At 40.2% G+C, this 23,636-nt stretch carries 30 protein-coding genes; 3 read left to right on the forward strand and 27 right to left on the reverse strand.

The genetic code is table 11. The features are described from left to right. Window positions 1–160 precede the first annotated feature (160 nt). From atpC to EO119_RS01750, 15 genes are all read right to left on the reverse strand, one after another. Window positions 161–418: an ATP synthase F1 subunit epsilon gene (gene atpC, locus EO119_RS01680; RefSeq protein WP_062401503.1), complete on the reverse strand. Its 258-nt coding sequence runs from the start codon at window positions 416–418 to the stop codon at window positions 161–163. Between the two features lie 3 nt (window positions 419–421). Then, window positions 422–1,840 carry a F0F1 ATP synthase subunit beta gene (gene atpD, locus EO119_RS01685; RefSeq protein WP_009353331.1) on the reverse strand — a complete coding sequence of 473 codons (1,419 nt, stop codon included), beginning with the start codon at window positions 1,838–1,840 and terminating at the stop codon, window positions 422–424. 22 nt (window positions 1,841–1,862) lie between these two features. Next, on the reverse strand, window positions 1,863–2,717 hold the full coding sequence (gene atpG, locus EO119_RS01690; protein ID WP_126940434.1) for an ATP synthase F1 subunit gamma: 855 nt from the start codon (window positions 2,715–2,717) through the stop codon (window positions 1,863–1,865). Window positions 2,718–2,720: 3 nt separating this feature from the next. Continuing rightward, window positions 2,721–4,256 carry a F0F1 ATP synthase subunit alpha gene (gene atpA, locus EO119_RS01695; protein WP_009353315.1) on the reverse strand — a complete coding sequence of 512 codons (1,536 nt, stop codon included), beginning with the start codon at window positions 4,254–4,256 and terminating at the stop codon, window positions 2,721–2,723. A 2-nt stretch (window positions 4,257–4,258) separates the two neighbouring features. Then, entirely contained in the window at window positions 4,259–4,825 is a 567-nt protein-coding gene (gene atpH, locus EO119_RS01700; RefSeq protein ID WP_062401500.1) for an ATP synthase F1 subunit delta, read from the reverse strand. 4 nt (window positions 4,826–4,829) lie between these two features. Next, the gene (gene atpF, locus EO119_RS01705; protein ID WP_009353350.1) at window positions 4,830–5,324 is read right to left on the reverse strand and encodes a F0F1 ATP synthase subunit B; all 495 of its coding nucleotides are present in this window, start codon (window positions 5,322–5,324) and stop codon (window positions 4,830–4,832) included. 29 nt (window positions 5,325–5,353) lie between these two features. Then, window positions 5,354–5,626, reverse strand: a complete 273-nt coding sequence (gene atpE / locus EO119_RS01710; protein ID WP_009353316.1) for a F0F1 ATP synthase subunit C — start codon at window positions 5,624–5,626, stop codon at window positions 5,354–5,356. 20 nt (window positions 5,627–5,646) lie between these two features. Continuing rightward, entirely contained in the window at window positions 5,647–6,318 is a 672-nt protein-coding gene (atpB, locus tag EO119_RS01715) for a F0F1 ATP synthase subunit A (RefSeq protein ID WP_009353413.1), read from the reverse strand. A gap of 14 nt (window positions 6,319–6,332) precedes the next feature. Continuing rightward, entirely contained in the window at window positions 6,333–6,719 is a 387-nt protein-coding gene (locus EO119_RS01720; protein WP_126940435.1) for an ATP synthase subunit I, read from the reverse strand. 9 nt (window positions 6,720–6,728) lie between these two features. Beyond that, window positions 6,729–6,932 (reverse strand): AtpZ/AtpI family protein, encoded by a 204-nt coding sequence (locus EO119_RS01725; protein WP_164723754.1) that lies wholly within the window; start codon window positions 6,930–6,932, stop codon window positions 6,729–6,731. Window positions 6,933–7,120: 188 nt separating this feature from the next. Then, window positions 7,121–8,266 (reverse strand): non-hydrolyzing UDP-N-acetylglucosamine 2-epimerase, encoded by a 1,146-nt coding sequence (gene wecB, locus EO119_RS01730; protein ID WP_126940437.1) that lies wholly within the window; start codon window positions 8,264–8,266, stop codon window positions 7,121–7,123. A 601-nt stretch (window positions 8,267–8,867) separates the two neighbouring features. Next, window positions 8,868–9,890, reverse strand: coding sequence for a glycosyltransferase family 4 protein (locus EO119_RS01735; protein WP_126940438.1), 1,023 nt, complete (start codon window positions 9,888–9,890; stop codon window positions 8,868–8,870). A 192-nt stretch (window positions 9,891–10,082) separates the two neighbouring features. Further along, a complete protein-coding gene (locus tag EO119_RS01740; protein ID WP_126940439.1) occupies window positions 10,083–11,807 on the reverse strand; it encodes a phosphoglucomutase in 1,725 nt (574 codons plus the stop codon). A 1-nt stretch (window position 11,808) separates the two neighbouring features. Further along, window positions 11,809–12,801, reverse strand: coding sequence for a YitT family protein (locus EO119_RS01745; protein ID WP_009353335.1), 993 nt, complete (start codon window positions 12,799–12,801; stop codon window positions 11,809–11,811). Window positions 12,802–12,927: 126 nt separating this feature from the next. Beyond that, the gene (locus EO119_RS01750) at window positions 12,928–13,302 is read right to left on the reverse strand and encodes a RidA family protein (RefSeq protein WP_009353332.1); all 375 of its coding nucleotides are present in this window, start codon (window positions 13,300–13,302) and stop codon (window positions 12,928–12,930) included. Between the two features lie 130 nt (window positions 13,303–13,432). On the opposite strand from EO119_RS01750, the gene EO119_RS01755 reads away from it, so the two are divergent. Then, entirely contained in the window at window positions 13,433–13,936 is a 504-nt protein-coding gene (locus tag EO119_RS01755) for a methylated-DNA--[protein]-cysteine S-methyltransferase (protein WP_126940440.1), read from the forward strand. A gap of 38 nt (window positions 13,937–13,974) precedes the next feature. Here EO119_RS01755 and EO119_RS01760 read toward each other — a convergent pair whose 3' ends face one another. Continuing rightward, window positions 13,975–15,432, reverse strand: a complete 1,458-nt coding sequence (locus tag EO119_RS01760) for a nicotinate phosphoribosyltransferase (RefSeq protein WP_126940441.1) — start codon at window positions 15,430–15,432, stop codon at window positions 13,975–13,977. Between the two features lie 316 nt (window positions 15,433–15,748). Here EO119_RS01760 and menA point away from each other — a divergent pair, with 316 nt between their 5' ends. After that, a complete protein-coding gene (gene menA / locus EO119_RS01765) occupies window positions 15,749–16,654 on the forward strand; it encodes a 1,4-dihydroxy-2-naphthoate octaprenyltransferase (protein ID WP_009353274.1) in 906 nt (301 codons plus the stop codon). Between the two features lie 176 nt (window positions 16,655–16,830). Next, on the forward strand, window positions 16,831–17,652 hold the full coding sequence (locus EO119_RS01770) for a MetQ/NlpA family ABC transporter substrate-binding protein (protein ID WP_009353368.1): 822 nt from the start codon (window positions 16,831–16,833) through the stop codon (window positions 17,650–17,652). 382 nt (window positions 17,653–18,034) lie between these two features. Here EO119_RS01770 and EO119_RS01775 read toward each other — a convergent pair whose 3' ends face one another. The 11 genes from EO119_RS01775 to EO119_RS01820 form a co-directional block, all read right to left on the reverse strand. After that, a complete protein-coding gene (locus EO119_RS01775; protein WP_126940442.1) occupies window positions 18,035–18,232 on the reverse strand; it encodes a helix-turn-helix domain-containing protein in 198 nt (65 codons plus the stop codon). Window positions 18,233–18,337: 105 nt separating this feature from the next. After that, entirely contained in the window at window positions 18,338–18,781 is a 444-nt protein-coding gene (locus tag EO119_RS01780; protein WP_126940443.1) for a hypothetical protein, read from the reverse strand. A gap of 1 nt (window position 18,782) precedes the next feature. Further along, window positions 18,783–19,247, reverse strand: coding sequence for a Panacea domain-containing protein (locus EO119_RS01785; protein WP_126940444.1), 465 nt, complete (start codon window positions 19,245–19,247; stop codon window positions 18,783–18,785). Between the two features lie 241 nt (window positions 19,248–19,488). After that, on the reverse strand, window positions 19,489–19,953 hold the full coding sequence (locus EO119_RS01790; RefSeq protein ID WP_126940445.1) for a hypothetical protein: 465 nt from the start codon (window positions 19,951–19,953) through the stop codon (window positions 19,489–19,491). Window positions 19,954–19,959: 6 nt separating this feature from the next. Then, complete coding sequence (locus EO119_RS01795; RefSeq protein WP_126940446.1) at window positions 19,960–20,589, reverse strand: GH25 family lysozyme; 630 nt, start codon at window positions 20,587–20,589, stop codon at window positions 19,960–19,962. Further along, window positions 20,586–20,921, reverse strand: a complete 336-nt coding sequence (locus EO119_RS01800) for a hypothetical protein (RefSeq protein WP_126940447.1) — start codon at window positions 20,919–20,921, stop codon at window positions 20,586–20,588. The genes EO119_RS01795 and EO119_RS01800 overlap by 4 nt, the downstream gene beginning before the upstream one ends. Then, window positions 20,908–21,267: a hypothetical protein gene (locus tag EO119_RS01805; RefSeq protein ID WP_126940448.1), complete on the reverse strand. Its 360-nt coding sequence runs from the start codon at window positions 21,265–21,267 to the stop codon at window positions 20,908–20,910. The genes EO119_RS01800 and EO119_RS01805 overlap by 14 nt, the downstream gene beginning before the upstream one ends. Window positions 21,268–21,270: 3 nt before the next feature. Next, on the reverse strand, window positions 21,271–22,464 hold the full coding sequence (locus EO119_RS01810) for a collagen-like protein (RefSeq protein ID WP_126940449.1): 1,194 nt from the start codon (window positions 22,462–22,464) through the stop codon (window positions 21,271–21,273). Further along, window positions 22,457–22,801: a hypothetical protein gene (locus tag EO119_RS01815; protein WP_126940450.1), complete on the reverse strand. Its 345-nt coding sequence runs from the start codon at window positions 22,799–22,801 to the stop codon at window positions 22,457–22,459. Before EO119_RS01815 ends, EO119_RS01810 begins: the two co-directional genes overlap by 8 nt. Then, window positions 22,779–22,946 carry a hypothetical protein gene (locus EO119_RS08070; protein ID WP_164725658.1) on the reverse strand — a complete coding sequence of 56 codons (168 nt, stop codon included), beginning with the start codon at window positions 22,944–22,946 and terminating at the stop codon, window positions 22,779–22,781. Before EO119_RS08070 ends, EO119_RS01815 begins: the two co-directional genes overlap by 23 nt. 12 nt (window positions 22,947–22,958) lie before the next feature. Beyond that, window positions 22,959–23,357 (reverse strand): hypothetical protein, encoded by a 399-nt coding sequence (locus tag EO119_RS01820; protein WP_126940451.1) that lies wholly within the window; start codon window positions 23,355–23,357, stop codon window positions 22,959–22,961. Between the last annotated feature and the right edge of the window lie 279 nt (window positions 23,358–23,636).

A 23,636-nucleotide genomic window follows, 5' to 3' on the forward strand; every position in this document is an offset into this window, starting at 1 on the left:
GGTACTATCTATGTATGTATCATCTTATTCATGGAATCGCTTAATTGCATTACATCTTATCCTAAATAACATGTAAACAACTATGCATACCACAAAAGGGTTGTACCAACACTACTACAGTAGTTCGGTACAACCCTTTTTCTATCTCTTCGATATGTAATTAGGCACGTTCACAAGAGGCTGTCGTGATATACACAGAGTTGTTTTCCACTTCTAGGAATCCTCCTGGAAGGATAAACTCTTCACTCTTGCCATCATGGTCAATGCGAATCGCCCCTGGCGCCAAAGCGCTCACTAAGGGCATATGATGTGGTTGGATACCAAACTCTCCATCGAGAGCTTTCCCTACCACCATCGTTGCGTCTCCAGAAAACACTGTTTCATCAGGAGTAATAATTGTTACATGCATGGTACTCATAGATTATTCTCCTTTCCCTAACATGTCCCTTCCTTTGGCAACAGCTTCATCGATAGTTCCCACCATGTAGAAAGCACTTTCCGGTAAGTCATCATGTTTACCTTCTAGGATTTCACGGAAACCGCGCAATGTTTCCTTCAATGGCACATATTTACCAGGACTGCCTGTAAATACTTCGGCTACGAAGAATGGTTGACTCAAGAAACGTTGAATTTTACGAGCACGAGCTACGGTCAATTTATCCGCTTCAGACAATTCTTCCATACCTAAGATGGCAATGATATCTTGTAAATCTTTGTATTTTTGAAGTACTTCTTGTACGCCACGAGCTACGGAGTAATGTTCTTCCCCTAATACTAATGGATCCAAGATACGGCTTGTGGAATCCAATGGATCCACAGCTGGGTAAATACCAAGTTCTGCAATGGAACGAGACAATACTGTAGTAGCATCCAAGTGAGCAAATGTCGCTGCTGGCGCTGGGTCAGTCAAGTCATCGGCAGGTACATATACGGCTTGTACAGACGTAATGGAACCTTCTTTTGTCGATGTAATACGTTCTTGTAAGGCCCCTACGTCATTGGCCAATGTTGGTTGGTAACCAACGGCAGATGGCATACGACCTAGCAAGGCAGATACTTCGGAACCAGCTTGGATGAAACGGAAAATGTTATCTACGAATAACAACACGTCTTGTTGTTGCACATCACGGAAATATTCCGCCATCGTCAAACCTGTTAAAGCTACACGCATACGTGCTCCAGGAGGCTCATTCATCTGTCCATAAACAAGCGCTGTTTTAGACAATACGCCAGACTCTTTCATTTCATTCCAAAGGTCATTCCCTTCACGGGTACGTTCACCAACGCCTGCGAATACGGAGTAACCACCATGTTCTGTAGCGATGTTATGAATCAATTCCATGATTAGAACTGTTTTACCTACACCGGCACCGCCAAATAGACCGATTTTACCACCTTTTACATATGGCGCAATTAAGTCTACGACTTTAATACCAGTTTCTAAAATATTAGTTTCTGGTGCTAATTCATCAAATTTTGGAGCCGCACGGTGAATTGGCCAATGTTCATTCACTTTCACTTCTGCTGGATCGTGGTCTACTGTTTCGCCTAATACGTTGAAAATACGACCTAGTACACCATCACCAACAGGAACGGAAATAGCGGCTCCTGTGTCCACTGCTTCCATACCACGAGTCAATCCATCAGTGGAACTCATAGCAACACAACGAACTGTGTCATCACCTAAATGTTGCATCACTTCTACAACAATCTTAGATGCTTGTTCGTCGCCTTTTGTAATAGTAATTGCGTTGTAAATAGCAGGCAATTCACCTTTTGGGAAGACTACGTCTACCACCGGTCCAATAACCTGAACTACTTTACCTATATTTGTACTCATATACGAGATACTCCTTTATCTATTATTGCAATGCGTTTGCACCGCCTACGATTTCAGAAATTTCGTTAGTAATACCTGCTTGGCGCAACTTATTGTATTCTAAGTGCAAGGTACCAATCAATTCGCCTGCATTATCAGTAGCGGATGTCATGGCCGTCATACGGGCACCTAATTCACTAGCAGCCCCATGTAGCAATGCATTATACACAGTGCTTTCTACATAGGCTGGCAACAATTGTTCCAATACAGACCCTTGATCCGGATAGAATAAACTTTCACCGTTCTCTGCTGTATCGGACTCTAATGAAAGAGGTAATAAGCGCTCATGAGTCACTTCTTGCAATAAGGAGTTCACAAACTTAGTGTATACCAATACCACTTCATCCACCTCACCAGACAAGAACATGGTTTTCACTTGTTCCACAATGTCTTGAGCATGATGAAAGCCTGGTTTATCAGAAAAGCCTTGCAACTCAGAGACTACAGAATAGCCATGGCCTGTGAAATATTCGGTTGGCTTACGACCCACTGTGAATAAACCATAGGCATCTGTTGGCGTATCCTTGAGCAAGGATTGCACGTATTTAATGATATTACTAGTATAAGCACCAGCCAAACCTTTATCAGCACCTACCACCACATAGGCTACCTTATTCACAGGACGAACTGTGAGTAGCGGTAAATCTGCGCCCCCATCTAGAGAGGACATGCTTTGATGCAGCATGTGGCGGAGACGTTCAGTATAAGGTTCAGTACCTTTCGCTTTTTGTTGTGCACGACGTAGACGAGCAGATGCTACCATTTTCATAGCTTTTGTAATTTGCTGCGTATTAGTGACACTTTTTATACGCTTGCGTAAGTCTTGTGCACTACTCATAGATTACGCCTCCTCTGGTAATAATTCGTGAGTAGCACCAAAGACATCAATACATTCTAAAATCGCTTGTTGCAATGTTTTTTCTGTATCTTCTTCTAATTTCTTAGTATCTCTAATTGATGCTAATACATTGGCATAATTACCATGTACATAGTGTAATAAGGCATCTTGGAATGCTGGTACATCATGAACAGCTAATCGTTTGAAATAGCCATTAATACCTGCATATAAACATACCACTTGTTCTTCTACTTTTAACGGAGAGTATTGTGGTTGTTTCAACATTTCAGTTAAGCGTTCACCACGATCTAATTGTGCTTTTGTGGAGGCATCCAAATCAGAACCGAACTGCGCGAAAGCCGCCAATTCACGATATTGTGCCAATTCCAAGCGCAATTTACCAGCTACTTGTTTCATCGCTTTAATTTGCGCACTACCACCTACACGAGATACGGATAAACCTACGTCAACTGCCGGACGAACGCCAGAGTAGAACATATCTGTACCCAAGAAAATTTGTCCATCAGTGATGGAGATTACATTCGTTGGGATATAGGCAGATACGTCACCTGCTTGTGTTTCGATAATTGGTAAAGCTGTAATAGATCCGCCACCCAATTCATCAGATACTTTTGCCGAACGTTCCAATAAACGAGAATGTAAGTAGAACACGTCACCAGGGTACGCTTCACGTCCTGGAGGACGACGTAACAACAAACTCATCGCACGATAGGCAGCAGCTTGTTTTGTTAAATCATCATATACGCAAAGTACATGTTTACCTTGGTACATGAAATGTTCACCCATAGCTACCCCAGAATATGGTGCTAAGTACTGCATAGGAGCCCCTTCAGAAGCACCAGCAGACACAACGATTGTATAGTCCATAGCCCCTGCTTCTTCTAATTTTTGTACTACACGAGCTACAGTAGATTCTTTTTGACCAATCGCTACATAGATACAAATCACATCTTGTCCTTTTTGGTTCAAGATCGTATCAATAGCAATCGCTGTTTTACCAGTACCACGGTCACCAATGATCAACTCCCGTTGACCACGACCGATTGGTACCATCGCATCAATGGCTTTCAAACCAGTTTGCATTGGCTCAAATACAGATTTACGATCTGCAATACCAGGTGCTGGGTATTCTACAGGACGATATGTTTCTGCCACAATTTCACCTTTACCATCGATAGGTTGACCAAGGGCATTCACAACACGACCAATTAAGCCATCTCCTACAGGAACCTGCATGATGCGGCCTGTACGGCGCACTTCATCACCTTCTTTAATCAAGAAGTCATTACCTAGGAGAACGGCGCCTACATTATCTTGTTCTAAATTGAGTACCATGCCATATACGCCATGAGGTAACTCTAACAATTCGCCAGCCATGGCTTTTTCAAGACCGTAGATATGCGCAATACCGTCCCCTACTTCCAGAACAGTTCCTACGTCATCTACGTTTAATTCAACATTATAGTCCTGAATCTGCTGTTTAATAATGGCAGTAATTTCTTCAGGCGTCATTTTCATAATTAACCATTCACCCCAATCTTATTGGTACTTGCATTAAGCAATGATTTTTTTAATTCTTCCAATCGTCTAGCCATACTTCCATCAATCCGAGTGTCTCCCACTTGAATGACCATGCCACCTAAGATGGATGGATCCACATATTCTTCGATGACACATTCTTTGCCAGTGATCTCTTGTAACTTACGTAATACTTTTTCCCGCATTGCCTCTGAAAGTGGTTCTATAACCGTTACTTTCGCTTCCAAAATACCGCGACTTTCACGGGAGCGTTTTACGTAAGCACGAGCTGTTTCCATGATATAGGGACTGCGACGGCGGTCCACCATAACATTGAGAAAATTCATAATCAATGGATGCACTTCACTACCAAAGATTTGTTGTAAAATTTTCTTTTTTCCCGCTACTTCTAACATAGGATTGATTAAAATTTGGCGTAATTCCTCATGGGTGGAAAATAAATCTTGCACATAGGAAAGATCTGTATCAAATTGTGGTAACAAACCTGATTCCTGTCCTAATTCAAATATAGCGGAGCTATATGTTTCTGCAATTCTTTCTACACTCATCGTATCACGACCTTATAGTTGTACTATCAAGTTTTGCAATGGTATCCTCTACAAGAGCTACATTATCAGCACTGGAAAAGTCTTTTCCAATTAACTTACCAGCCACTTGTACAGACAAATTCACAACTTCTGCACGGATTTGTTGCATTGCTTTTTCCCGTTCCCGTTCAATTTCTTGGCGGGCGATTTCTTTTTCTTTCACTAGTTGAGCTCGTAACTCTTTGATTTGTGCTTGTGATTCTGCTTCTGCTTGTTGTTTTGCGGTCTCGATAATCCCTTGTGCTTCTTTACGAGCTTCTTGCAATTGCGCTGTATATTCAGCTTTCAACGCAGCCGCTTCTTCTCTAGCTTGTTCTGCACTAGTAAGATCATTCTCAATGCGACGTTTCCGTTCTTCCATGGTTTGCAATAACGGTTTATACGCATACTTTGCTAAAATCAACACTAGCACAATAAAGTTCAAAATCTGAAGTACGAGTGTGCCGTTTAAATCTACCAACGGTCATACCTCCTCTTAGCTAATGTCTATTATTTAAGTAAGTCTACCAATGGGTTTGCGAACACTAATACAATCGCGATAACTGCTGCGATAATAGGCACCGCTTCGATTAAGCCTACAGAAATTAACATATTTGTAAATAATTTACCAGATTGTTCTGGTTGACGAGTCATACCTTCTAAAGCTTTACCAGATACAAGACCGTCACCAATACCTGCACCAATCGCAGCTAAACCAATTGCTAAACCAGCGCCAATGGCAGAACCAACCAATACATACGCTTTTGCTAATAATAATTCCATTATGATTTCCTCCTAAACTATTAATGTCCATCTCCAATTGTCATCCCCAAATACGAGGTAACGAGCATGGCAAAAATAAACGCTTGAATAATACCGATTGCTAGACTAAAGGCTAACCATACGATAGGAAGTACATAGGGTACCAAGGCATATAATAATTCTAAAAGAATTTCTCCCGCTAGTATGTTACCAAACAAACGGAAGGCTAATGTGACAGGTTTCGCTATTTCTTCCATTAAGTTGATGATGATAAATAATTTAAATGGCTGCACAAAATGCTTAAAATAGCCAATTCCTTTGACTTTCAAGCCTACAATCCATACAAGAATTGAGCTTGAAATGGCTAATCCCAAGGTGGTGTTAATGTCATTTGTTGGCGATGCCAAGATATGCGGACTTGGAATCAAGCCCAATTCATTACTCACCAAAATAAACAGAAAATACGTAAATAGGATGGAGCTTAAAAACTTCCACTGATTGCCTAGGTTCGTTTTAAACTGACCAGTCAATCCTTCTAGCACGCCTTCCATCACATTTTGAATCCCCTGTGGTACCATGGCCCGTGACCGTGTAGCTAATAGTGTGACTACAATAATGATTGCCATCACTAACCACGTCATGTATAGCGTATCCATATTAAAGGATATGCCCATCCATTGAACAACATGATGATGCCCTGCATGTAACTCCATATTCCCACCCCCTTTCACATAGATGATTCCCTATTACGTTGACGTACATACATACTATACTCAACATATTGCATAGGAACAAACACACAGATTCCGCCTAGTACACCTTTCATGGAAATAGAAGGGATCTGCGTGCTTATGCCTACTAACAATACGATTAAGCTAAACCGACTCATAACACCAATCCAAACTCGACGTTTCACATCGTCTAAGGTGGCGCCTTTCATCTTGTAGGTTTGAAAGGCTAAATACAAGAAATATACAACATATGTCATCATGCCCCATAGCCAACCCGTGATGTGCTGAGTCCAGTCCAGTATCCATAACACGACTACACCTAGTATAGCCACTGACAGTATCCATCGGCAATGACTTTTGATATAGGTTATATATTCTTTCATACAGTCTCCTTACATACACTGACGTATGACACCGTAGAGGCCTAGAAATCCACCGATTAATCCACCTAGGAGCACGCCCCAAGGGTGCGTTCCCACATAGTGATCAATGGCATAACCAAGACCCATACAGATACCGATAGAACAAAGTATGGTAAATCCCGTAGTTGATGCTTTGGAGATAGCCATCCATAGATCTGATTTTTCTTTCCCCATAGACATACCTCCTATACCTCTAACATCGTAGATTATACCACCAATGAAAACAATTTTAACAATATATAAATTTTATATCTATCAAAACTTTCCATACGATTTGATTCAAAACCGTGTACATTCCTCAATTACACAGTCAATGAAAGTAGCTATCAACTTAATTATAACTAGAATGCATACATCGACTATTATTTTCCAAAGGACGATGGTTTTTCTTGATGCTCAAAAAATTCATGCCGTAAGGCTTGTACAATTCGTTCTGATGCTAATCCATCCCCATAAGGGTTCACTGCATTTGACATAGTAGTATACATTTCTGCATTCGTAATTAACTCTTTAGCTGTGGAGTATACAGTTGCTTTATCAGTGCCCACTAATTTTACTGTACCTGCTTGGACTGCTTCAGGTCGCTCTGTCGTATCACGAAGAACTAGTACAGGTTTACCCAAAGATGGCGCTTCCTCTTGAATACCACCAGAGTCTGTCATAATAAGATAGGTCCGATCCATTAAGTTTGCAAATGGTTCATATTCTAATGGCTCAATCAAATGTACACGTGGCATATCACCTAGTACCTCTTGTACAATACTGCGTACCTTTGGATTTCGGTGCATAGGGAATATAACTTCAACCTCTTCATGTTCTCCAATAATATCACGAATTGCCTCATATACATTACGCATTGGATTGCCTAAATTCTCACGACGATGAGTGGTGACCAAAATAACCTTTTGGTTCACGTAATCAATTTTGTTCAGCAACTCTTCAGTAAATGTGTAGTCTTCCTTTACTGTAGTTTGCAGCGCATCGATAACCGTATTCCCTGTTACATACAAGTGATCTGGATTTATATTTTCTTTCAATAAATTCGCTTCCGATGTAGTGGTGGGTGCAAAATGGTACGTCCCAATAGCACCTGTCAACTTACGATTCATCTCCTCAGGAAATGGAGAGTAAATATTACCCGTCCGAAGACCTGCCTCCACATGCCCAACAGGAATCCCTTCATAAAATGCCGCTAGCGCCCCCACAAAAGTAGTGGTCGTATCGCCATGAACAAGAACCACATCAGGTTTTGCTTCTTTCAATACCTCTTGCAGTCCCATTAAGGCACGGCAAGTTACATCATACAAGGTCTGCCCTTGACTCATAATATTTAAATCATAATTAGGTGTTATGGAAAACAAATGCAACACCTGATCTAACATTTCTCTATGCTGTGCCGTTACCGTAACGATGGACTCCATATCAGGCGCTGCTTCCAAAGCCTTAACAACTGGTGCCATCTTTATTGCCTCAGGACGTGTCCCAAATATGGTCATGACTTTTAACATAGTACCTCCCACATATTTCGTTTACTTCCTTTACCATGAAAGCCGTCATATACAAACTTTCCTAAATCACTTTATTAAGCTTTTTCAATTATCTCTATTGTATCATGTACAAGCCTTCCATACTAGTAGAAACTGTAAAGAAGTACATCAAAATAAAACGTCACAACCCTCCCCTCACAGAGTGAGCAAACACTAGACAAAACGCCATAAGCGTAAACAACATGGTGTAATATGCCTAATTTTGCAAACGCCAGAAAGCGTGGCACCTCCTCCCCTACAGAGTGAGTAAGCACTAGACAAAACGCCTTCAACCGCAAAGTAGATTATCTAAGGCATATGGCATTTCATTACTTGCCTTAAGAAAATGCAAAAAAACCGCGGTATGTTCCCACTCCTCCCCTACAAAGTGAGCAAACACTAGGCAAAACACCATAAGCGTAAGCAACATGGCGTAATATACTTAATTCTACAAACACTAGAAAGCGTGGCATGTTCCTGAACAAACATTATGAAATACCGTTTGTGAAGGAATGTGCCACGCTTTCCCTTTGCCTAAAAGCAAAAAACGCCATGAAGCCTGAGCTCCTGGCGTTTTGCATAGCTATTTACGAACGTCGTTGTCTTTGGATATAATCCCAATTTTTGTTGCTGTCCACACGCATGCACAAAGTATAACAAGCACTAGCAAGACTCCTATGACAAAGTTTGCTTTTGCCGCCACGATAGACACACAGCCTAAAAGTGCGGTGATGGCATACATGAGCAACACAGCTTGTTTTTGTGTGAGCCCCATCGCCAGTAGACGATGATGCAAATGTCCTTTATCTGGTTGGAATACAGGGCGTCCATTAATACGTCGACGTACAATGGCAAATAAAGTATCTAAAATTGGTAATCCTAACACAATCACAGGTACCACCAATGCCACAGTCGCTGCCGTTTTTACACTACCCATGACAGAGATAGCTGCCATGGTATAACCCAATAGCATACTGCCTGTATCACCCATAAATATTTTGGCAGGATTAAAGTTGTAGCGCAAGAATCCGCAAGCCGCCCCAGCTAATGCCAAAGTAATGCAAGCCAATTCGATTTGCCCCATTTGCAAAGTCACGATACAAATCGTAATACACGCAATGAGAGAAATCCCTGCTGCCAATCCATCTAATCCATCAATGAGATTCACAATATTCGTAAATCCTACAATCCAAAATACCGTCAACGGTATAGCAAAATATTCTAAATACAATAGATGGTCACCAATGCTAATAAAATGCACCGCATTGCCAAATAGTGGCAACATAAGAGCCGCCAAAATTTGTCCCATCAATTTTGTTTTGGGACCAATTTGCTTAATATCGTCCCAAATCCCTACTGTTACTAGGATGATTGAACCTACAATCAATCCTTTGACAGAAGACACATCTTTCACACTATATAGCAAAGATACCATATAGCCAATATAGATGGCCAATCCACCTAATCGTGGAGTTGACACTTGATGCACCTTACGTGCATCTGGTTTATCAATAGCACCTACCTTAACAGCAAATTGTTTCACCAAAGGCGTGCAAATATACGTTACTACGAGAGCAATGACAAAGGCCCATAAATATACTGTCATTCCACCACCTCCATACGTGGTATTTCATGATTATAACAAGTGATTGTCAATAGTCTGTTATTCGAATACTTAGTTCATTGTATATAGACCATATTTATTAATTATATCAGTTAAACACTGGACATACAAGAACAGACTCAGTAAGTACATGGACTCCCTTCTCTTTATGGACATGTTAAAGACGGTTACCAACTAAACAGATTTTGTTACTAACCCTTCAATAATGCGTTTACCATCTTCCATCAGCTGCGCCAGCCCTTCTTCGCCTAAATAGGACTCTGCATACATTTTATATAAGTTTTCTGTTCCTGATGGTCGTGCTACAAACCAACCTGTATCTGTCACAATTTTAACACCATCGATAGGTTGTTCTTCAAACAAAGAGGTCGTACGAATATCTAGAATCGGACTGCCTCCTAATTTTGTCATAGTCACATCACTAGGTTTCATACCTTTTAAAGCACTTTTTATTTCCGCTGTACAAGGCATATCCACACGTTGGAACACCGGTGTTCCCCATTGTTCCGTCATATTTACATAGTGTTGTGCAGGAGTTTTCCCTGTAGTGGCTACCATTTCCACCGCTAAAAGTCCTAAAATGATGCCATCTTTATCAGTAGTCCATACGGTTCCATCCTGTTGCAAGAAGGACGCTCCTGCACTCTCCTCTGCCCCTAGGCCTATGCGTCCATCAAATAATAATGGAGCAAAATATTTAAAACCTACTGGCACTTCATAGACTGGATGATTGGAATCTTTGCAATAGGCATCCATCAAGCTTGTCACAACAGCTGTTTTTCCAACACCTTTTCCTTCCCAAGGGCGAGTTTCATTCAAATACTTAGCAGCTACTACTAAATATTGATTGGGTGCTAACAAACCTTCTTCTGTGACGATGCCATGACGATCATAGTCTGGGTCATTGCCAATAGCTAGTTCATGATCACCTAAATTTTTTGCTACCTCTGCCATAGCATATGGGGAAGAACAGTCCATACGAATAGCACCATCATGGTCATAGGACATGAAGCTAAATGTTGGATCATAGTCACTATTAATGATAGTAAAGTTTAGGTTATACTCCTCAGCAATGGCATGCCAATAGGCCCCTCCACTGCCTCCTAACGCATTAATTAACACCTTTGGATTGGCTTCTTGGATTGCTTTCATATTGATAATCTGAGGCAATTCTTTTACATAGGCCATTTTAAAATCATATGGTTCTAAATATTGTCCCGCTTCGTCTATAGAAATCGCAGCAGGTGCTACTGCTTTCTCTTCTTCATGATGACAGCAACCACAATGAGCACTTTCATGAGCCCCCACTAGATGATGAAAGGAAAATCGTTGAATGCTATCTAATCCTTTTTGCAAATATTCGTTAGCTAAGGCTTCAATTCGTTTGGTTACAGCTGTATCTGCTGGGCCCCCATGAGGTGGGTTATATTTAATCCCGCCATGTTCTGGCGGATTATGCGACGGCGTAATAATAATACCATCTGCCACATTCTCTACTGTCGTATCTGCATTGTGTCGCAAAATAGCCCGAGATACACTTGGAGTAGGCACAAATTCACGATGTGCATCCACACGTGTTTTCACACGATTTCCCAACAAGACTTCAATGGCTACTTGCAAAGCTGGTTGTGATAAGGCATGTGTATCTTGTCCAATATAGCAAGGTCCTGTAGCACCAAATTCTTGACGCACATCACAAATTGCTTGTACAATGGCTGCCACATGAAGTTCATTAAAGGTCCCTTTGGATGCAATCCCTCGATGTCCAGACGTACCAAAGCTTACTCGTTCTTCTAAAGTCTCATGATTAGGAACAATGCGAAAAAAGTCTTTCACAACTGTATCTACATGAATCAAATCTTCTTTTTTTACAGGTTGTCCTGCCAATGGATGTACCATATTAGTGTTCCTCCTTATGCTCTTGGGAAGGGATTTCATTTCTTGCCATTTGCACTTCATGAATCATTTGCTCTGCTTCAGCCGCTTTCACTGGATCACAGGTTTGCAATACCCGTTCTACAGCACCATTCGTAGACCTTGCCGAGAAACCTGTGCCGATAACCTCTGCTGCATCCGTGATAACCATAAATGCTGTTGGATCTTCCGCTTCTACGGCAGCTTTCAAGCGAGCCACTTGCAACAAACTTACTACTACCATAATAACCTGTTTAGGCTGATGTGTATAGGCGCCTTCTCCATTCAAAATCGTAGCACCACGACCGATTTTATCAATGATTAAATTACAAATCGTCACTGGTTTATAGGAAATGATAAACATTGCCTTGCGTTGGTTAAAACCAGTAATTACCTTATTGGTTACCATCGCTGCTAAATAGGTACTAATCAAAGTGGTAGCCGCCGCCTCAATATTGATAACAATAGCACCAACGATGAGAATCATCATATTAATACCAAATAAGATACTGCCTATTTGTAATCCAAAACGATTCCGAATAATCATAGCAATGGGATCCATACCACCCGTATTACCGCCACCACGGTATACGATACCAAGACCCAATCCAGAGAATAGACCCCCTAAGATACCTCCAATAATTGGATTCTTTGTTAATTCCAAGGCTTCCAATGGAGACAATAGGTTGATCAAAATAGACATGATAATAGTGCCTAAGATGGTAATCCCTAGGTGCCAACGTCCTAACCATCTCCATGCCGCGTACAGCACTGGTATATTCAAAAGAAAGTTAATAGAACCTAAACTTAATATACCTTGTGTCACATAATAAATAATCAAGCTTAGACCACTAATTCCACCACTTAAAAGTTTATGCGGTACAATAAATCCTTGTACCCCTACTGCAAACACCGTCGATCCAATAATAATATGTATTATGGCTTTCACCGTACTTAAATATTTTGGTTTACTTAACATAATTTCACCTATTCTATCACTACTTCCATCATCTGACCATAAGCAAAAAGCTGCCACATTAAGAGTCAATCATAATGTAACAGCTTTTTAGTACTTATTAAACCGCTTATGGTATAATACAATATACTATTCTGCTAGGGCAATCACTTCTACTTCTACTAAGAAGTTAGCTGGTAATGTTTTGACTGCCACACAACTACGAGCTGGTTTAGATGTAAAATACTCAGCATAAATAGCATTAAATTTGGCAAAGTCACCCATATCTGCTAAAAAGCATGTTGTTTTTACAACTTTAGAAAAATCAGTGCCTGCTTCTTTTAAGATAGCTTCGATGTTTTTCATCGCTTGCAATGTTTGTGCTTCCACGCCACCTTCTACTAGAGCGCCTTGTGCTGGATCAATACCGCCTTGACCAGAAATGAACACAAAACCATTCGCTTTGTAAGCTTGAGAATATGGTCCTAATGCTGCTGGTGCTTGCTCTGTATACACTTGTTTCATAGTTGTCCCCTTTCATTACCATAAGACATTTATAATATATCACTAGTATAGCATGTAATGGTATCGAAGTGTAGCTATTTTTCATACTTCTATTGTACTTTATTTGCATACCTCTATAAGGAGTACCTATATGTCTATTATTTATACTACTTATGAAAGCCCTTTGGGCACTCTTACACTATATGCCACAGCCTCTGCCTTAGTAGGGCTCACATTTCCAACTCAATCTGTAAATTTTCAAGAACCAGTGGTCATAGATAAGACTATTTCTTCCCCCATTTTGCAACAAACTATCCAATGGCTAGATCAATACTTCGTCGGACAAGTCCCAACGATGATGATTCCTTTAGCACCTCAAGGCACAACGTTCCAACAAAAAGTATGGTCTCAGTTACAACATATTCCCTACGGCACATCCCTTACCTACGGAGAGCTAAGCCAACGTGTATTTAACTCCCCTATTCCTAAAGGAGCCCAAGCCATAGGATCTGCGGTTGGTGCTAACCCTATTTCTCTCATCATCCCTTGTCATCGTGTGTTAGGCAAAGGAAACGCCCTCACTGGTTACACAGGAGGGCTATCCATTAAGCGAGCCTTACTATCCATCGAAAATATATCTTTCGTAGACAAGTAAGATTACTTCATATGTTGTGATTGATATAACATTTTAACTTAACTAGGATCTCCTACTTTTTCCAGTAATAATTTAGATTTTAATTGATGTAATTCTTCGCTGATGTTAACTTTCACCTCTGGTGCTCTACGAAGTCGTAAAAATTCTGGCCATAGTAATTGAATTTGCTCTTCTCCATAGGCTTTCACCTGTGCCAAGGAAGGTAGATTGTACACCAATTCTCCATCTACAAAAATAGGCACTAATAGTTCTTGTATTTTAAAGCTATTTGCCTTTAATACAGTTTGTTTCCATGGATGCAATGGATTTTTAAACACATAATCCTGTGTGGGGTCTACTGTTTCGTGGTCTAAGCAAATTAAATCACCAATGAGCTTATGATTTCGTACATTGATGAGGCGCAATACTTTTTTCTTGCCAGGATTTGTTACCTTTTCAATATTATCTGAAAATTTCATAGCTGGCATAAAGGTGTCCCCTTCCCATTGGCCCGCTAATTTGTATACACCACCTAGAGCTGGTGTTTCATCAGCAGTAATCAGTTTTGTACCTACACCCCACGCTGTGATCTCTGCTCCTTGCTGTTTCAAGTCTGCAATTTTATATTCATCTAGATCATTGGTGGCAAAAATTAATGCCTCTTTAAATCCTGCCTCATCTAGCATCTTACGAGCCTCGATAGATAAATATGCCAAATCTCCACTATCCAAGCGAATACCATAAATGGACGGCATCGTGCCCCCACGGCGTTCACGAATCTCTTGGAACACTTGGATGGCCGCAGGCACACCTTTATGTAGTGTATTATAGGTGTCCACTAAAAACACCAAATTATTTTCGTATTGGTCTGCATACGCACGGAATGCATCAATTTCAGTAGGAAAACTCATGACCCAACTGTGTGCCATAGTCCCTACAGGTCGCATGCCATACAAAGCAGCACTGTACACATCACTAGTGCTATCAAAGCCTCCTATGAAAGCTGCTCTAGCTCCTTGTACAGCTGCGCTCACCCCTTGGGCTCTTCGCATACCAAACTCTGCTACTCCATCCTTGCCAATGACAGATCGGATACGACGTGCTTTGGTCGCAATCAAGGACTCATGATTTAAAAACATAGATAATGCTGTTTCCAATAAAATGGCCTCATCCTTGGCAGATTCTACTCGAAGTAACACTTCCCCCGGGAATACCACAGATCCTTCTGGGGCCGCATAGATAGTTCCAGTAAAGCGGAATGTGCTTAAATATGTCAAGAATTCTTCTGTAAACACACCCGTTTGTCGTAAATAGATAATATCATCCTCAGAGAAACGTAAGCCTTTCACATACTCGATAACTTGTTCCAATCCAGCGACCACAGTATAGGCGCCTTGAAATGGATTCATCCGGTAAAAGCGATCGAATACACAACGAGTACGATGTTTGTTTTGCGTAAATAAACCTTGCATCATGGTAAATTGATACATATCTGTTAATAGAGCATGTGTAATCATAAACAACTCCTATATCTACTCGCAACTAGTGTTATCTCTTGCATCACCAGATCATTACGAGTTAACCACTTATATACTTATAGTGTTTCTATTATTTTTTATTATACCCTATATTTCAAATTATACACTATATTTTTTATTTATCAACATAGGTGCTTTATCATTTCCTCCTTATTGCAACGAGGCCTCTGCATATTGGTTTGTCACTATACTTGTGGTATGATAATTATATTATTTACAGCGAGTACATCTTGCTAACATGAGCATACATTAGCTGTTAAAGATCCACATAACATTTTGAAAGAAAGGACACTCTATGAATCTTTCACAATTCTTTGCATTAATACGTCCACGCACCTTGACTGCAGCTTTCAGTCCTGTTGTACTAGGCGCTGCTATGGGGGCTACGCAGTTTGAAACCGTACAACCTATTTGGCTATCCTTGGTGTATACCGTAGGCATTCTAATTTGTGTGTTAAGCGCGCAAATCGCAGCCAATATTTGGAATGAATATTTTGATTTTAAATCTGGTCTTGACCTCACACAAGCAGCTGGAAATAGTGGTTCTATTGTCCGTGATGGCATCTCTCCAGCGATTATCAAACGTTGGGGATATATGACGACTATACTTCCACTCATCTTAGGCATTGCCCTCGCTAAGGCTGTCACATGGTGGTATATTCCTGTAGGCACGCTTTGCATACTGACTAGCATCTTATACTCTGGTGGACCTAAACCCATTTCTCGTACCCCTTTTGGTGAACTCGCCTCTGGTCTTGCCATGGGTTTTGCCATCGTGGGCATTACCCTCTTTGCTTGGACTCACACCTTGCACTGGACCTATCTAATTCCTGCCGTACCGTCCACCATCTTAATCGGTGCTATTATGATGACTAACAATTTACGTGACTTTACAAACGATGCGAACCACGGTCGTCGTACCTTAGTCATTCTTCTTGGCCGTGAAAGAGGCCTCCAACTGTTACAAGGGCTCTTCCTCATTAGCTCTCTATGGATACTAATATGGACTATCTGCGGAGTTATCCCATGGCCTTCCTTAGTAGCTTTACTTTCCTTACTGCCTGCTATGAAAGTCATCCATATCTTCAACACCTATGCAGATCCAATACGATTAAACGAAGCTATGAAGTTTACTTCTATATCTTGTACACTGTATCACTTCTTGTGGGCTATAGGACTCCTATGTAATACAATCATATAAAACTAGCATTCTTTATGAGGGGAGTCTTTATTACTTTCACAGTAGTAGCCATCTAATTCATAGTCAATAACTATAACACCTTAGATATATAACATATTTTACTTATAACAAAACTCTTGTTATACTAAGCAAGTAGAAATTCACTATGTAAGTACACAAAGAAAAGGAGATAAGACATGAAGAAATTATTTAGTTTAGCCGCTACGGCTGTATTAGGCGCTGCCTTATTGTTAGGTGGCTGTGGTTCCACTGGCACTAGCTCCACTGGTTCCGATGCAGGTAAAACATTGAAAATTGGTGCTTCCCCAGTACCTCACGCTGAAATCCTAGAGCAAGTAAAACCAATCCTTGCTAAAGAAGGCATTAAATTAGAAATCATCGAGTTCAGCGACTATGTACAACCAAACGTGTCCTTGAATGACAAAGAAATTGATGCGAACTTCTTTGCTCACATTCCTTACCAAGAAAACTTCAACAAAGAAAAAGGTACTCACATTGCAACAGCAGGTGCCGTACACATCGAGCCAATGGGCATTTACTCTAAAAAAGTAAAAGATTTGAAAGAAGTACAAGATGGCGCTCAAGTAGCAATCCCATCTGATGCGACAAATGGTGGTCGTGCATTACTATTGCTTTCCAAAGCTGGTTTAATCACTTTGAACGATCCTAACAGCATTTCTGCTACAGTACAAGATATCAAAGATAACCCTAAAAACTTAAAATTCGTTGAATTAGAGGCGGCTCAATTACCTCGTACATTAGATGATTCCACAATTTCTGTAATCAACACAAACTTTGCATTAGGTGCTAACTTGAACCCAACAAAAGATGCATTGTTCTTAGAATCTAAAGATTCCCCATATGTAAACATCGTATCCGTTCGTGAAGGTGATGAAAAACGTGAAGATATTCAAAAATTGATCAAAGCTTTACAAAGCCCTGAAATCAAAAAATTTATCGAAGATAAATACAAAGGTGCTATTCTTCCAGCATTCTAATGGAATCGCTTAGAATAGACTCCTCCAAATAAAAAAACACTAACAACTATCATACATACTTAACTATACAACAACAGAGGCAAGTTGATTCGCTCAACTTGCCTCTGTTGTTTTTGCATATACCCTTGTTCTTCTATACAAGCTCACAAACCATCATACTCATTTCTAGCATACAAAAAAGGGTCCCGAAGGACCCCTTTTATTATTTACGAACAATTGTAAAGTATCTCCATCAACCATTGATATTATCACATTCTCAATGATACAGGTTGAGCAACGGTTGAGCAACCGACACTGAAATAGCAGAATGGAGCCTGTATTTATATTTAACAATAATAAATAATTAAGCCTACCAACCTATTACAGGCGGTAGGCTTTTAGTCTATTTAGTCTTTTCTTTTCCATATAATCGAGACATGCCAGCTACTGTGACTAACCATGATTTACCAGACTTACGACATTCCTCATCGGTAAACTGCTTTTTAGGATATCTCTTTAGGCAACATTGTTTAATTGAATCCGAAGGAATCCCCCAACGTTCGCCCGCTTCTTGTGTAGTCATTACATCCTCAAGTTTCATTACAGCACTCCTAATACCATTAATAGCGTGCTATTCATAAATTTTTATTTTTATAAAAGAGTCTCTCTGTATTATCTATAGAGATTTTACTTATTATAATTTCTATTACTTAACAGGAAAAATGAAATGATCCTTATCATACCACAAAGGGTAAAAAGTCCCCCTCAATACATATCCAATTAATCTCTTTTTCCCTGTTAACCGCAATGAAAATACTTGTTCGAACTCCCTCATATAGCCTGATGCTATATATTGCTCTTTATATTCTTTTGGCAATTTATTAGCCAGGATAGAGTGATTATTAGTACCATTACCCTCACCTTTGCCTCCTGATGCAGATTTCACTGCGGACCACGTTTGTGTAGCATAATCCTCTAACTTATGAATAATATTAGTGATAACATCATTACCTTCTAACTCACACCAGCATTTATGTTCCTTATAATACGATTTGAAAGACCATTTAAATAACTCTGCGTCATGGTTGCGCCCCTTAGAAATTGGTTTTGTAGAACGCTTTATTGTAGTCCTACCTTTTTTAGTTGCCATATCACCAATTTCCTTGATAATACTCTTCCATAGATTGTTTAGAGATAATTCTATCGCAATGTGCGCCAACTGGCAATCCATCTCTAGCATCTATCCAAGGTCTTTCGGAATGTGTCATTTGACTTAACTCATATCCGGACACATCTTTAAGACTATTGCAAACCGCATTTATAGTATCTTTGTGATCTTCGCTTATTCTGTTAATATCTGGTTTATATATATCTAAAAATTCTGCACTCTCGATCATAAACATCCCTTTATGTGCTTGAAATAGAGTTCTACAAACTGGCCCCTTAGACCATGCTTCAAAATCATCTTCAAAAATTGGAACGTCATCCCACACTAATGCCATTGCTTGTGAATAGAAAGCTAACTTTTGTAATTTCATCGCTGACATTGGTCCAAAGTTATCAATTATATATTTTGCTACATCATAGATAGTACTTTGTTGCCCTTTTCCTTTCATTATATTTACACCCCTTAACTCTACAACACTTGATAAAGCAGTATATACCCCTTTTGTTAAGCTTACACGCAAAATGATTAAAAGTAAAATTTATCTTATACTACTTTCGTTAATAACTTTATTATCTTGCAATATTATTATACACCTTATCATATGTAGAGTTAAGTGTTTCCTTAAATTTCAACTAAAAATATATCAATTATACATTAATGGCTGGTAGGCTTTTTTATTATATTAAATTTTATTTTACAGCTAATCCAACAAGTAATAAACCGCTAACGATTGCCCACCTGTTGCGTTGTCGGTGTAGCCGTTGTTCTGTCGCCTTGTTGCGCTTGATGTCCTTGCTCAACATCTCTAACGAGCTGTTCATTTCGTTCAAGTAATCTTTCTGCCTCATCAAGTCGTTTTGTGCTTTCATCAATTCTTGTGATTGCTTGATGTTGATAGACTTCAATTCTTTCAATTCGCTCGCTTGCTTCACGGTTAAGGCTTGCGCTTCTGTCAACGGAAGCCTTGATTGTCTGATTAAGGTCAAGGCTTTCTCGTTGTTGCTCTTGAGCTCGTTCCAAGTGGTCAGTGGCACGTTGATAGTCTGAGTCGTTACCTCCATCGAAGATAAATCTGCCGAATAAGAGAATGAACACGGCAGCGCAAATGTAGTAAATCCAAGAATAACGGCTAATATAAGTTTTGATGCGTTCATACATAGCTACTCCCCGTCATACATGTAGTTGACATCAACTTCTTTACCAGCTACCATTCCGCAATCGCTATATTGCCATATTCTGATATTTGGATAATCGCATTGCGAATCATATTGGGCACACCATACAGGGACGCTAGGCATTTGGCTATATGCATATGTTTCATCCCACAATAAGGAATATCCACTATACACACCTACATTTTTAAAACCAGCTCCCCATAATATATTTACAAACTTGCTAATACAATTCGTCATTTCTTGGCTTGTCAATGCCCCAGCATTAATCATGTTACGTAGTTGTCTATGCTCTTCATAATCATACCAAATGCCCGCTTGTAAATGATAGTCAGTATATCCATAACTATTTAACGTATTAAGTACCCATTCTGCTTCTTGTACTGCAGTTACCTCATCGTATGCATGGCTGAAATAATACACCCCTACTTCAAGGCCCGCATTTAATGCTGCTGCGATATGCTGCTCAAAGAATTCATCAACAGTATAGTTCTCGCCCAATTTAATAATTACGAATTCATTGCCTTCGTCTTTAGCTTGTTGCATACGGTGCTCATCATAATAAGGTATTCCGCTTTCCGTCTCTTGCCATGCTGAAATATCAAATCCTTTTTTCATCGTTTGTCCTCCTTTTCTAACTGATCTGGAATGCCGTCCCCGTCTCTATCCACCCATAGGGCAAGGAACCCTACTAATGCGGTCAACACTGACGGAATAAAAATATGGTCGATTATGTTAATACCGACTGTAATTAGCTTGCCAAGGTCATCCGATACATGTCCTTTCACAAAGGCAAGCATGTATTCAACCACTACTAATAAGATAGGTACTAACATAACTAGCACCAATAACCGTGTAGCCAACACACCAGTAGGGTGGATATTGGCTATTCTGATATTTTGGAATATTCGCTTAGCCTTACCAATCAATTCTAGCTTATCTATGGTCATTAACAATCCCTCTTTCGTTTAACTCATTAATTCTTTTATGTGCTGACTTAACACTTTCCTTTGTTGCGCTTTGCTCTGTCGCAAGGTCTACAATTTTATCTTGCATTAAATCCACCGCACTATTTAATTTATCAATGCTTTTCGCAAGTGTTGTAATTGCTTGCGTATTGAGTTCTAAAGTATGAGTGTTGCCTTTGTAAACTTCCTCAATCTCTAGTCTTAACTTTAGTAGTTCATTTTCTCGTTCTGTCTGTACTTTTAAATCGTAAAGATGCACTACGACTGTTGAGATTCCTATCGCACCACTAATTAGTGTAATGGTTTCTATCAAATTGTATCCCCACATTATTTATCCTTTCCTAATTTCCGAAATAGTCAAACGGCCTTGGAGTGGGTCGTTGATTTCTTTAGTCGGCGGGTTATCTTCTGTTAACCACGTGCACACCCCTAACCGTAGTAATCGTGTAGGAATTGCATTCCTTGCTTGTGTTCCTTTTCCATCAAAATGGAAGCGGATCAGCCTCTGATTATCGAGGTCGCCGAACATAACCGACCCTACTGTTAAGCCATTGTCGTTTACTAAGTCAGCATACACCGAGCTGATTGGAGTAAATCCCTCGGGAATTATATAGTTCCCTTGAAAGGCTCCCCCATTAGTAGGTTTCTGAACTATTAACCACGTCCCTCCACGACCGTTGACATCTGACTCACGTTTAGGCAGTTTAGCAAAGTTTTGGTCATTGGGAGGTGTAATCGAAATGGTCGCCCATGGCGCCCCCTTAGCACCTACTACAACCGAATTCCCTATTCTCGTAAGTAGGAAATGACTATCACCATCCATCCATGATGAGCCTTTTGGTGTTTTGTATGTATATTTCTTTTGTGTAGTCGATTCTGCCGCACTACCACCACTTGATGTGGTCGGAATGGTAACTGTATTCCCTCCACTGATTGATAGTTGACCGTTGTTGAATGATAGAGTTTGAGGTGTTGCATTAGCACCAGCAGGACCAGGTGGACCTTGAGGACCTATTTCTCCTTTTGGTCCTTTCAACGAAAGTAATTGCTCAGCCGTAAAGTCTGAGTATCGGAATGGCTCGCCTTTATCCCCTTTGGGTCCTATAGGACCTGTGACACCTTGTGGACCTTGTTCACCTTGTTGCCCTCGTGGACCCACGTCACCTTGCTCACCTTTAGGTCCTGTTAATCCAATTGGCCCTTGTGGGCCTACATCACCTTTAACCCCTTTTAAAAGTTCTAATTGTTCTGTGGTAAAATCAGAGAATTTGAAAGCCTCTCCCTTTGGTCCTGGTGGTCCTTGCTCTCCACGGGGTCCTTGTTGTCCATCTTCGCCCTTAAGGCCTCGCTCGCCAATGTCTCCCTTAGGACCTACTGGGCCTTCTGGACCACGTTCGCCTTTAGGACCTTGTTCACCTTTATCGCCTTTAGGACCACGTGGACCGACGCCACCTGATCCCGAATAGTCAGCGACCTTGACGATATCGCTCTCTTCACCATCAATAATGCGTACTACGTCACCCATTCAATCGCCCCCTATCTGAGATACTAGCTTTTATCAAGATGTGTCCTTTTAAAATTTTAGATTTAGGCTTATTATTTGAATCATAAACAAAGACATCATAGATGTATCGACCGTGAGGAATATCACCATTCAATGTCAATTTGAATGTAACAATGGCATCTTCACTCACATTCTCTACCTTTGCAATGTTGAACTTTGCCACGAACTCCTCATCACTAGCATTGCCCCTCACCACGGCGAATAGGTTATCCGCCTGTATCTCCTTGTTATACTCTAACAAGAAGGAGCAAGGCACGCCCTGCTCCATCACGAAATTATGCTGTTTGATTTGATTCATCTTTCTTTTCCTCGGATTCTTGCTTGGGTTCTTCTTCGGCATCTTGTAACGCATCTAGCAATACATTTTGTACACAACCCTCAATAGGGCAACGTCCGTTTTCCAATAATACCGAACCGCACCATTCACAATATGTTTCTTTCATAATGAGTACCTCCTATTTCAACTCGCGGATTTTCTTGATTAAATCAATATCAATTTGCTTGAACTTATCTTTGATGTCATCAACGGGTAGCCCCTTCATCTGTTTTGTGAGGAAGGCTTCCTTCAATTGTTCTCTTTCCTTTTCAGCTTCCTTCTTTAGCACTTCGATTTTATCTTTTTTGGATGGCTCTACTGCCTCTGGCACGTAGTCTATGAACTCGCCGTTTACATAGCATTTGTAGTCGATGAATTGACGCTGCATTTCATCCCCACCTGTAACATACGTATGATTAGGGTAGTCACGTTTTGCAATCTCAATACACGCCTCTTCTGTTTCGCCATGCACACCGACTAATAAGGATGTGATACGTGTACCTTTTTCATCCAATACAAATACATATTGATTTTCCATGTTTATTCTCCTTTCTAAGAGATAAAAAATTGCACAAAAAAAGCACCTATACGGTGCTAGTATGTTATAATTGTCATAAGAACTCGATGTGAGTTAGGTTCATCACCGAAAGGTGGTGATACTATGCGTAATTATGAAAAGATTCAATTAATCATTTCCATTCTTACTTTAGTAGTTGCCATATTACAGTTACTTAAATAGTTTCTGATAATACAACGACCCTAGCGCTTACACGTTAGGGTCATCACACTGTGAATTGATTTTAAGATGAACCTAACG

Source organism: Veillonella sp. CNR 79/14 (assembly GCF_003992185.1).
GTDB lineage: Bacteria > Bacillota > Negativicutes > Veillonellales > Veillonellaceae > F0422.

What these genes read in the sequence shown, in the direction of transcription:
- atpC (WP_062401503.1), bottom strand. Translation starts at nt 418, where the DNA reads ATGAGTACCATGCATGTAACAATTATTACTCCTGATGAAACAGTGTTT.
- atpD (WP_009353331.1), bottom strand. Translation starts at nt 1,840, where the DNA reads ATGAGTACAAATATAGGTAAAGTAGTTCAGGTTATTGGACCGGTGGTA.
- atpG (WP_126940434.1), bottom strand. Translation starts at nt 2,717, where the DNA reads ATGAGTAGTGCACAAGACTTACGCAAGCGTATAAAAAGTGTCACTAAT.
- atpA (WP_009353315.1), bottom strand. Translation starts at nt 4,256, where the DNA reads ATGAAAATGACGCCTGAAGAAATTACTGCCATTATTAAACAGCAGATT.
- atpH (WP_062401500.1), bottom strand. Translation starts at nt 4,825, where the DNA reads ATGAGTGTAGAAAGAATTGCAGAAACATATAGCTCCGCTATATTTGAA.
- atpE (WP_009353316.1), bottom strand. Translation starts at nt 5,626, where the DNA reads ATGGAATTATTATTAGCAAAAGCGTATGTATTGGTTGGTTCTGCCATT.
- atpB (WP_009353413.1), bottom strand. Translation starts at nt 6,318, where the DNA reads ATGGAGTTACATGCAGGGCATCATCATGTTGTTCAATGGATGGGCATA.
- EO119_RS01720 (WP_126940435.1), bottom strand. Translation starts at nt 6,719, where the DNA reads ATGAAAGAATATATAACCTATATCAAAAGTCATTGCCGATGGATACTG.
- EO119_RS01725 (WP_164723754.1), bottom strand. Translation starts at nt 6,932, where the DNA reads ATGGGGAAAGAAAAATCAGATCTATGGATGGCTATCTCCAAAGCATCA.
- wecB (WP_126940437.1), bottom strand. Translation starts at nt 8,266, where the DNA reads ATGTTAAAAGTCATGACCATATTTGGGACACGTCCTGAGGCAATAAAG.
- EO119_RS01735 (WP_126940438.1), bottom strand. Translation starts at nt 9,890, where the DNA reads ATGACAGTATATTTATGGGCCTTTGTCATTGCTCTCGTAGTAACGTAT.
- EO119_RS01740 (WP_126940439.1), bottom strand. Translation starts at nt 11,807, where the DNA reads ATGGTACATCCATTGGCAGGACAACCTGTAAAAAAAGAAGATTTGATT.
- EO119_RS01745 (WP_009353335.1), bottom strand. Translation starts at nt 12,801, where the DNA reads ATGTTAAGTAAACCAAAATATTTAAGTACGGTGAAAGCCATAATACAT.
- EO119_RS01750 (WP_009353332.1), bottom strand. Translation starts at nt 13,302, where the DNA reads ATGAAACAAGTGTATACAGAGCAAGCACCAGCAGCATTAGGACCATAT.
- EO119_RS01755 (WP_126940440.1), top strand. Translation starts at nt 13,433, where the DNA reads ATGTCTATTATTTATACTACTTATGAAAGCCCTTTGGGCACTCTTACA.
- EO119_RS01760 (WP_126940441.1), bottom strand. Translation starts at nt 15,432, where the DNA reads ATGATTACACATGCTCTATTAACAGATATGTATCAATTTACCATGATG.
- menA (WP_009353274.1), top strand. Translation starts at nt 15,749, where the DNA reads ATGAATCTTTCACAATTCTTTGCATTAATACGTCCACGCACCTTGACT.
- EO119_RS01770 (WP_009353368.1), top strand. Translation starts at nt 16,831, where the DNA reads ATGAAGAAATTATTTAGTTTAGCCGCTACGGCTGTATTAGGCGCTGCC.
- EO119_RS01775 (WP_126940442.1), bottom strand. Translation starts at nt 18,232, where the DNA reads ATGAAACTTGAGGATGTAATGACTACACAAGAAGCGGGCGAACGTTGG.
- EO119_RS01780 (WP_126940443.1), bottom strand. Translation starts at nt 18,781, where the DNA reads ATGGCAACTAAAAAAGGTAGGACTACAATAAAGCGTTCTACAAAACCA.
- EO119_RS01785 (WP_126940444.1), bottom strand. Translation starts at nt 19,247, where the DNA reads ATGAAAGGAAAAGGGCAACAAAGTACTATCTATGATGTAGCAAAATAT.
- EO119_RS01790 (WP_126940445.1), bottom strand. Translation starts at nt 19,953, where the DNA reads ATGAACGCATCAAAACTTATATTAGCCGTTATTCTTGGATTTACTACA.
- EO119_RS01795 (WP_126940446.1), bottom strand. Translation starts at nt 20,589, where the DNA reads ATGAAAAAAGGATTTGATATTTCAGCATGGCAAGAGACGGAAAGCGGA.
- EO119_RS01800 (WP_126940447.1), bottom strand. Translation starts at nt 20,921, where the DNA reads ATGACCATAGATAAGCTAGAATTGATTGGTAAGGCTAAGCGAATATTC.
- EO119_RS01805 (WP_126940448.1), bottom strand. Translation starts at nt 21,267, where the DNA reads ATGTGGGGATACAATTTGATAGAAACCATTACACTAATTAGTGGTGCG.
- EO119_RS01810 (WP_126940449.1), bottom strand. Translation starts at nt 22,464, where the DNA reads ATGGGTGACGTAGTACGCATTATTGATGGTGAAGAGAGCGATATCGTC.
- EO119_RS01815 (WP_126940450.1), bottom strand. Translation starts at nt 22,801, where the DNA reads ATGAATCAAATCAAACAGCATAATTTCGTGATGGAGCAGGGCGTGCCT.
- EO119_RS08070 (WP_164725658.1), bottom strand. Translation starts at nt 22,946, where the DNA reads ATGAAAGAAACATATTGTGAATGGTGCGGTTCGGTATTATTGGAAAAC.
- EO119_RS01820 (WP_126940451.1), bottom strand. Translation starts at nt 23,357, where the DNA reads ATGGAAAATCAATATGTATTTGTATTGGATGAAAAAGGTACACGTATC.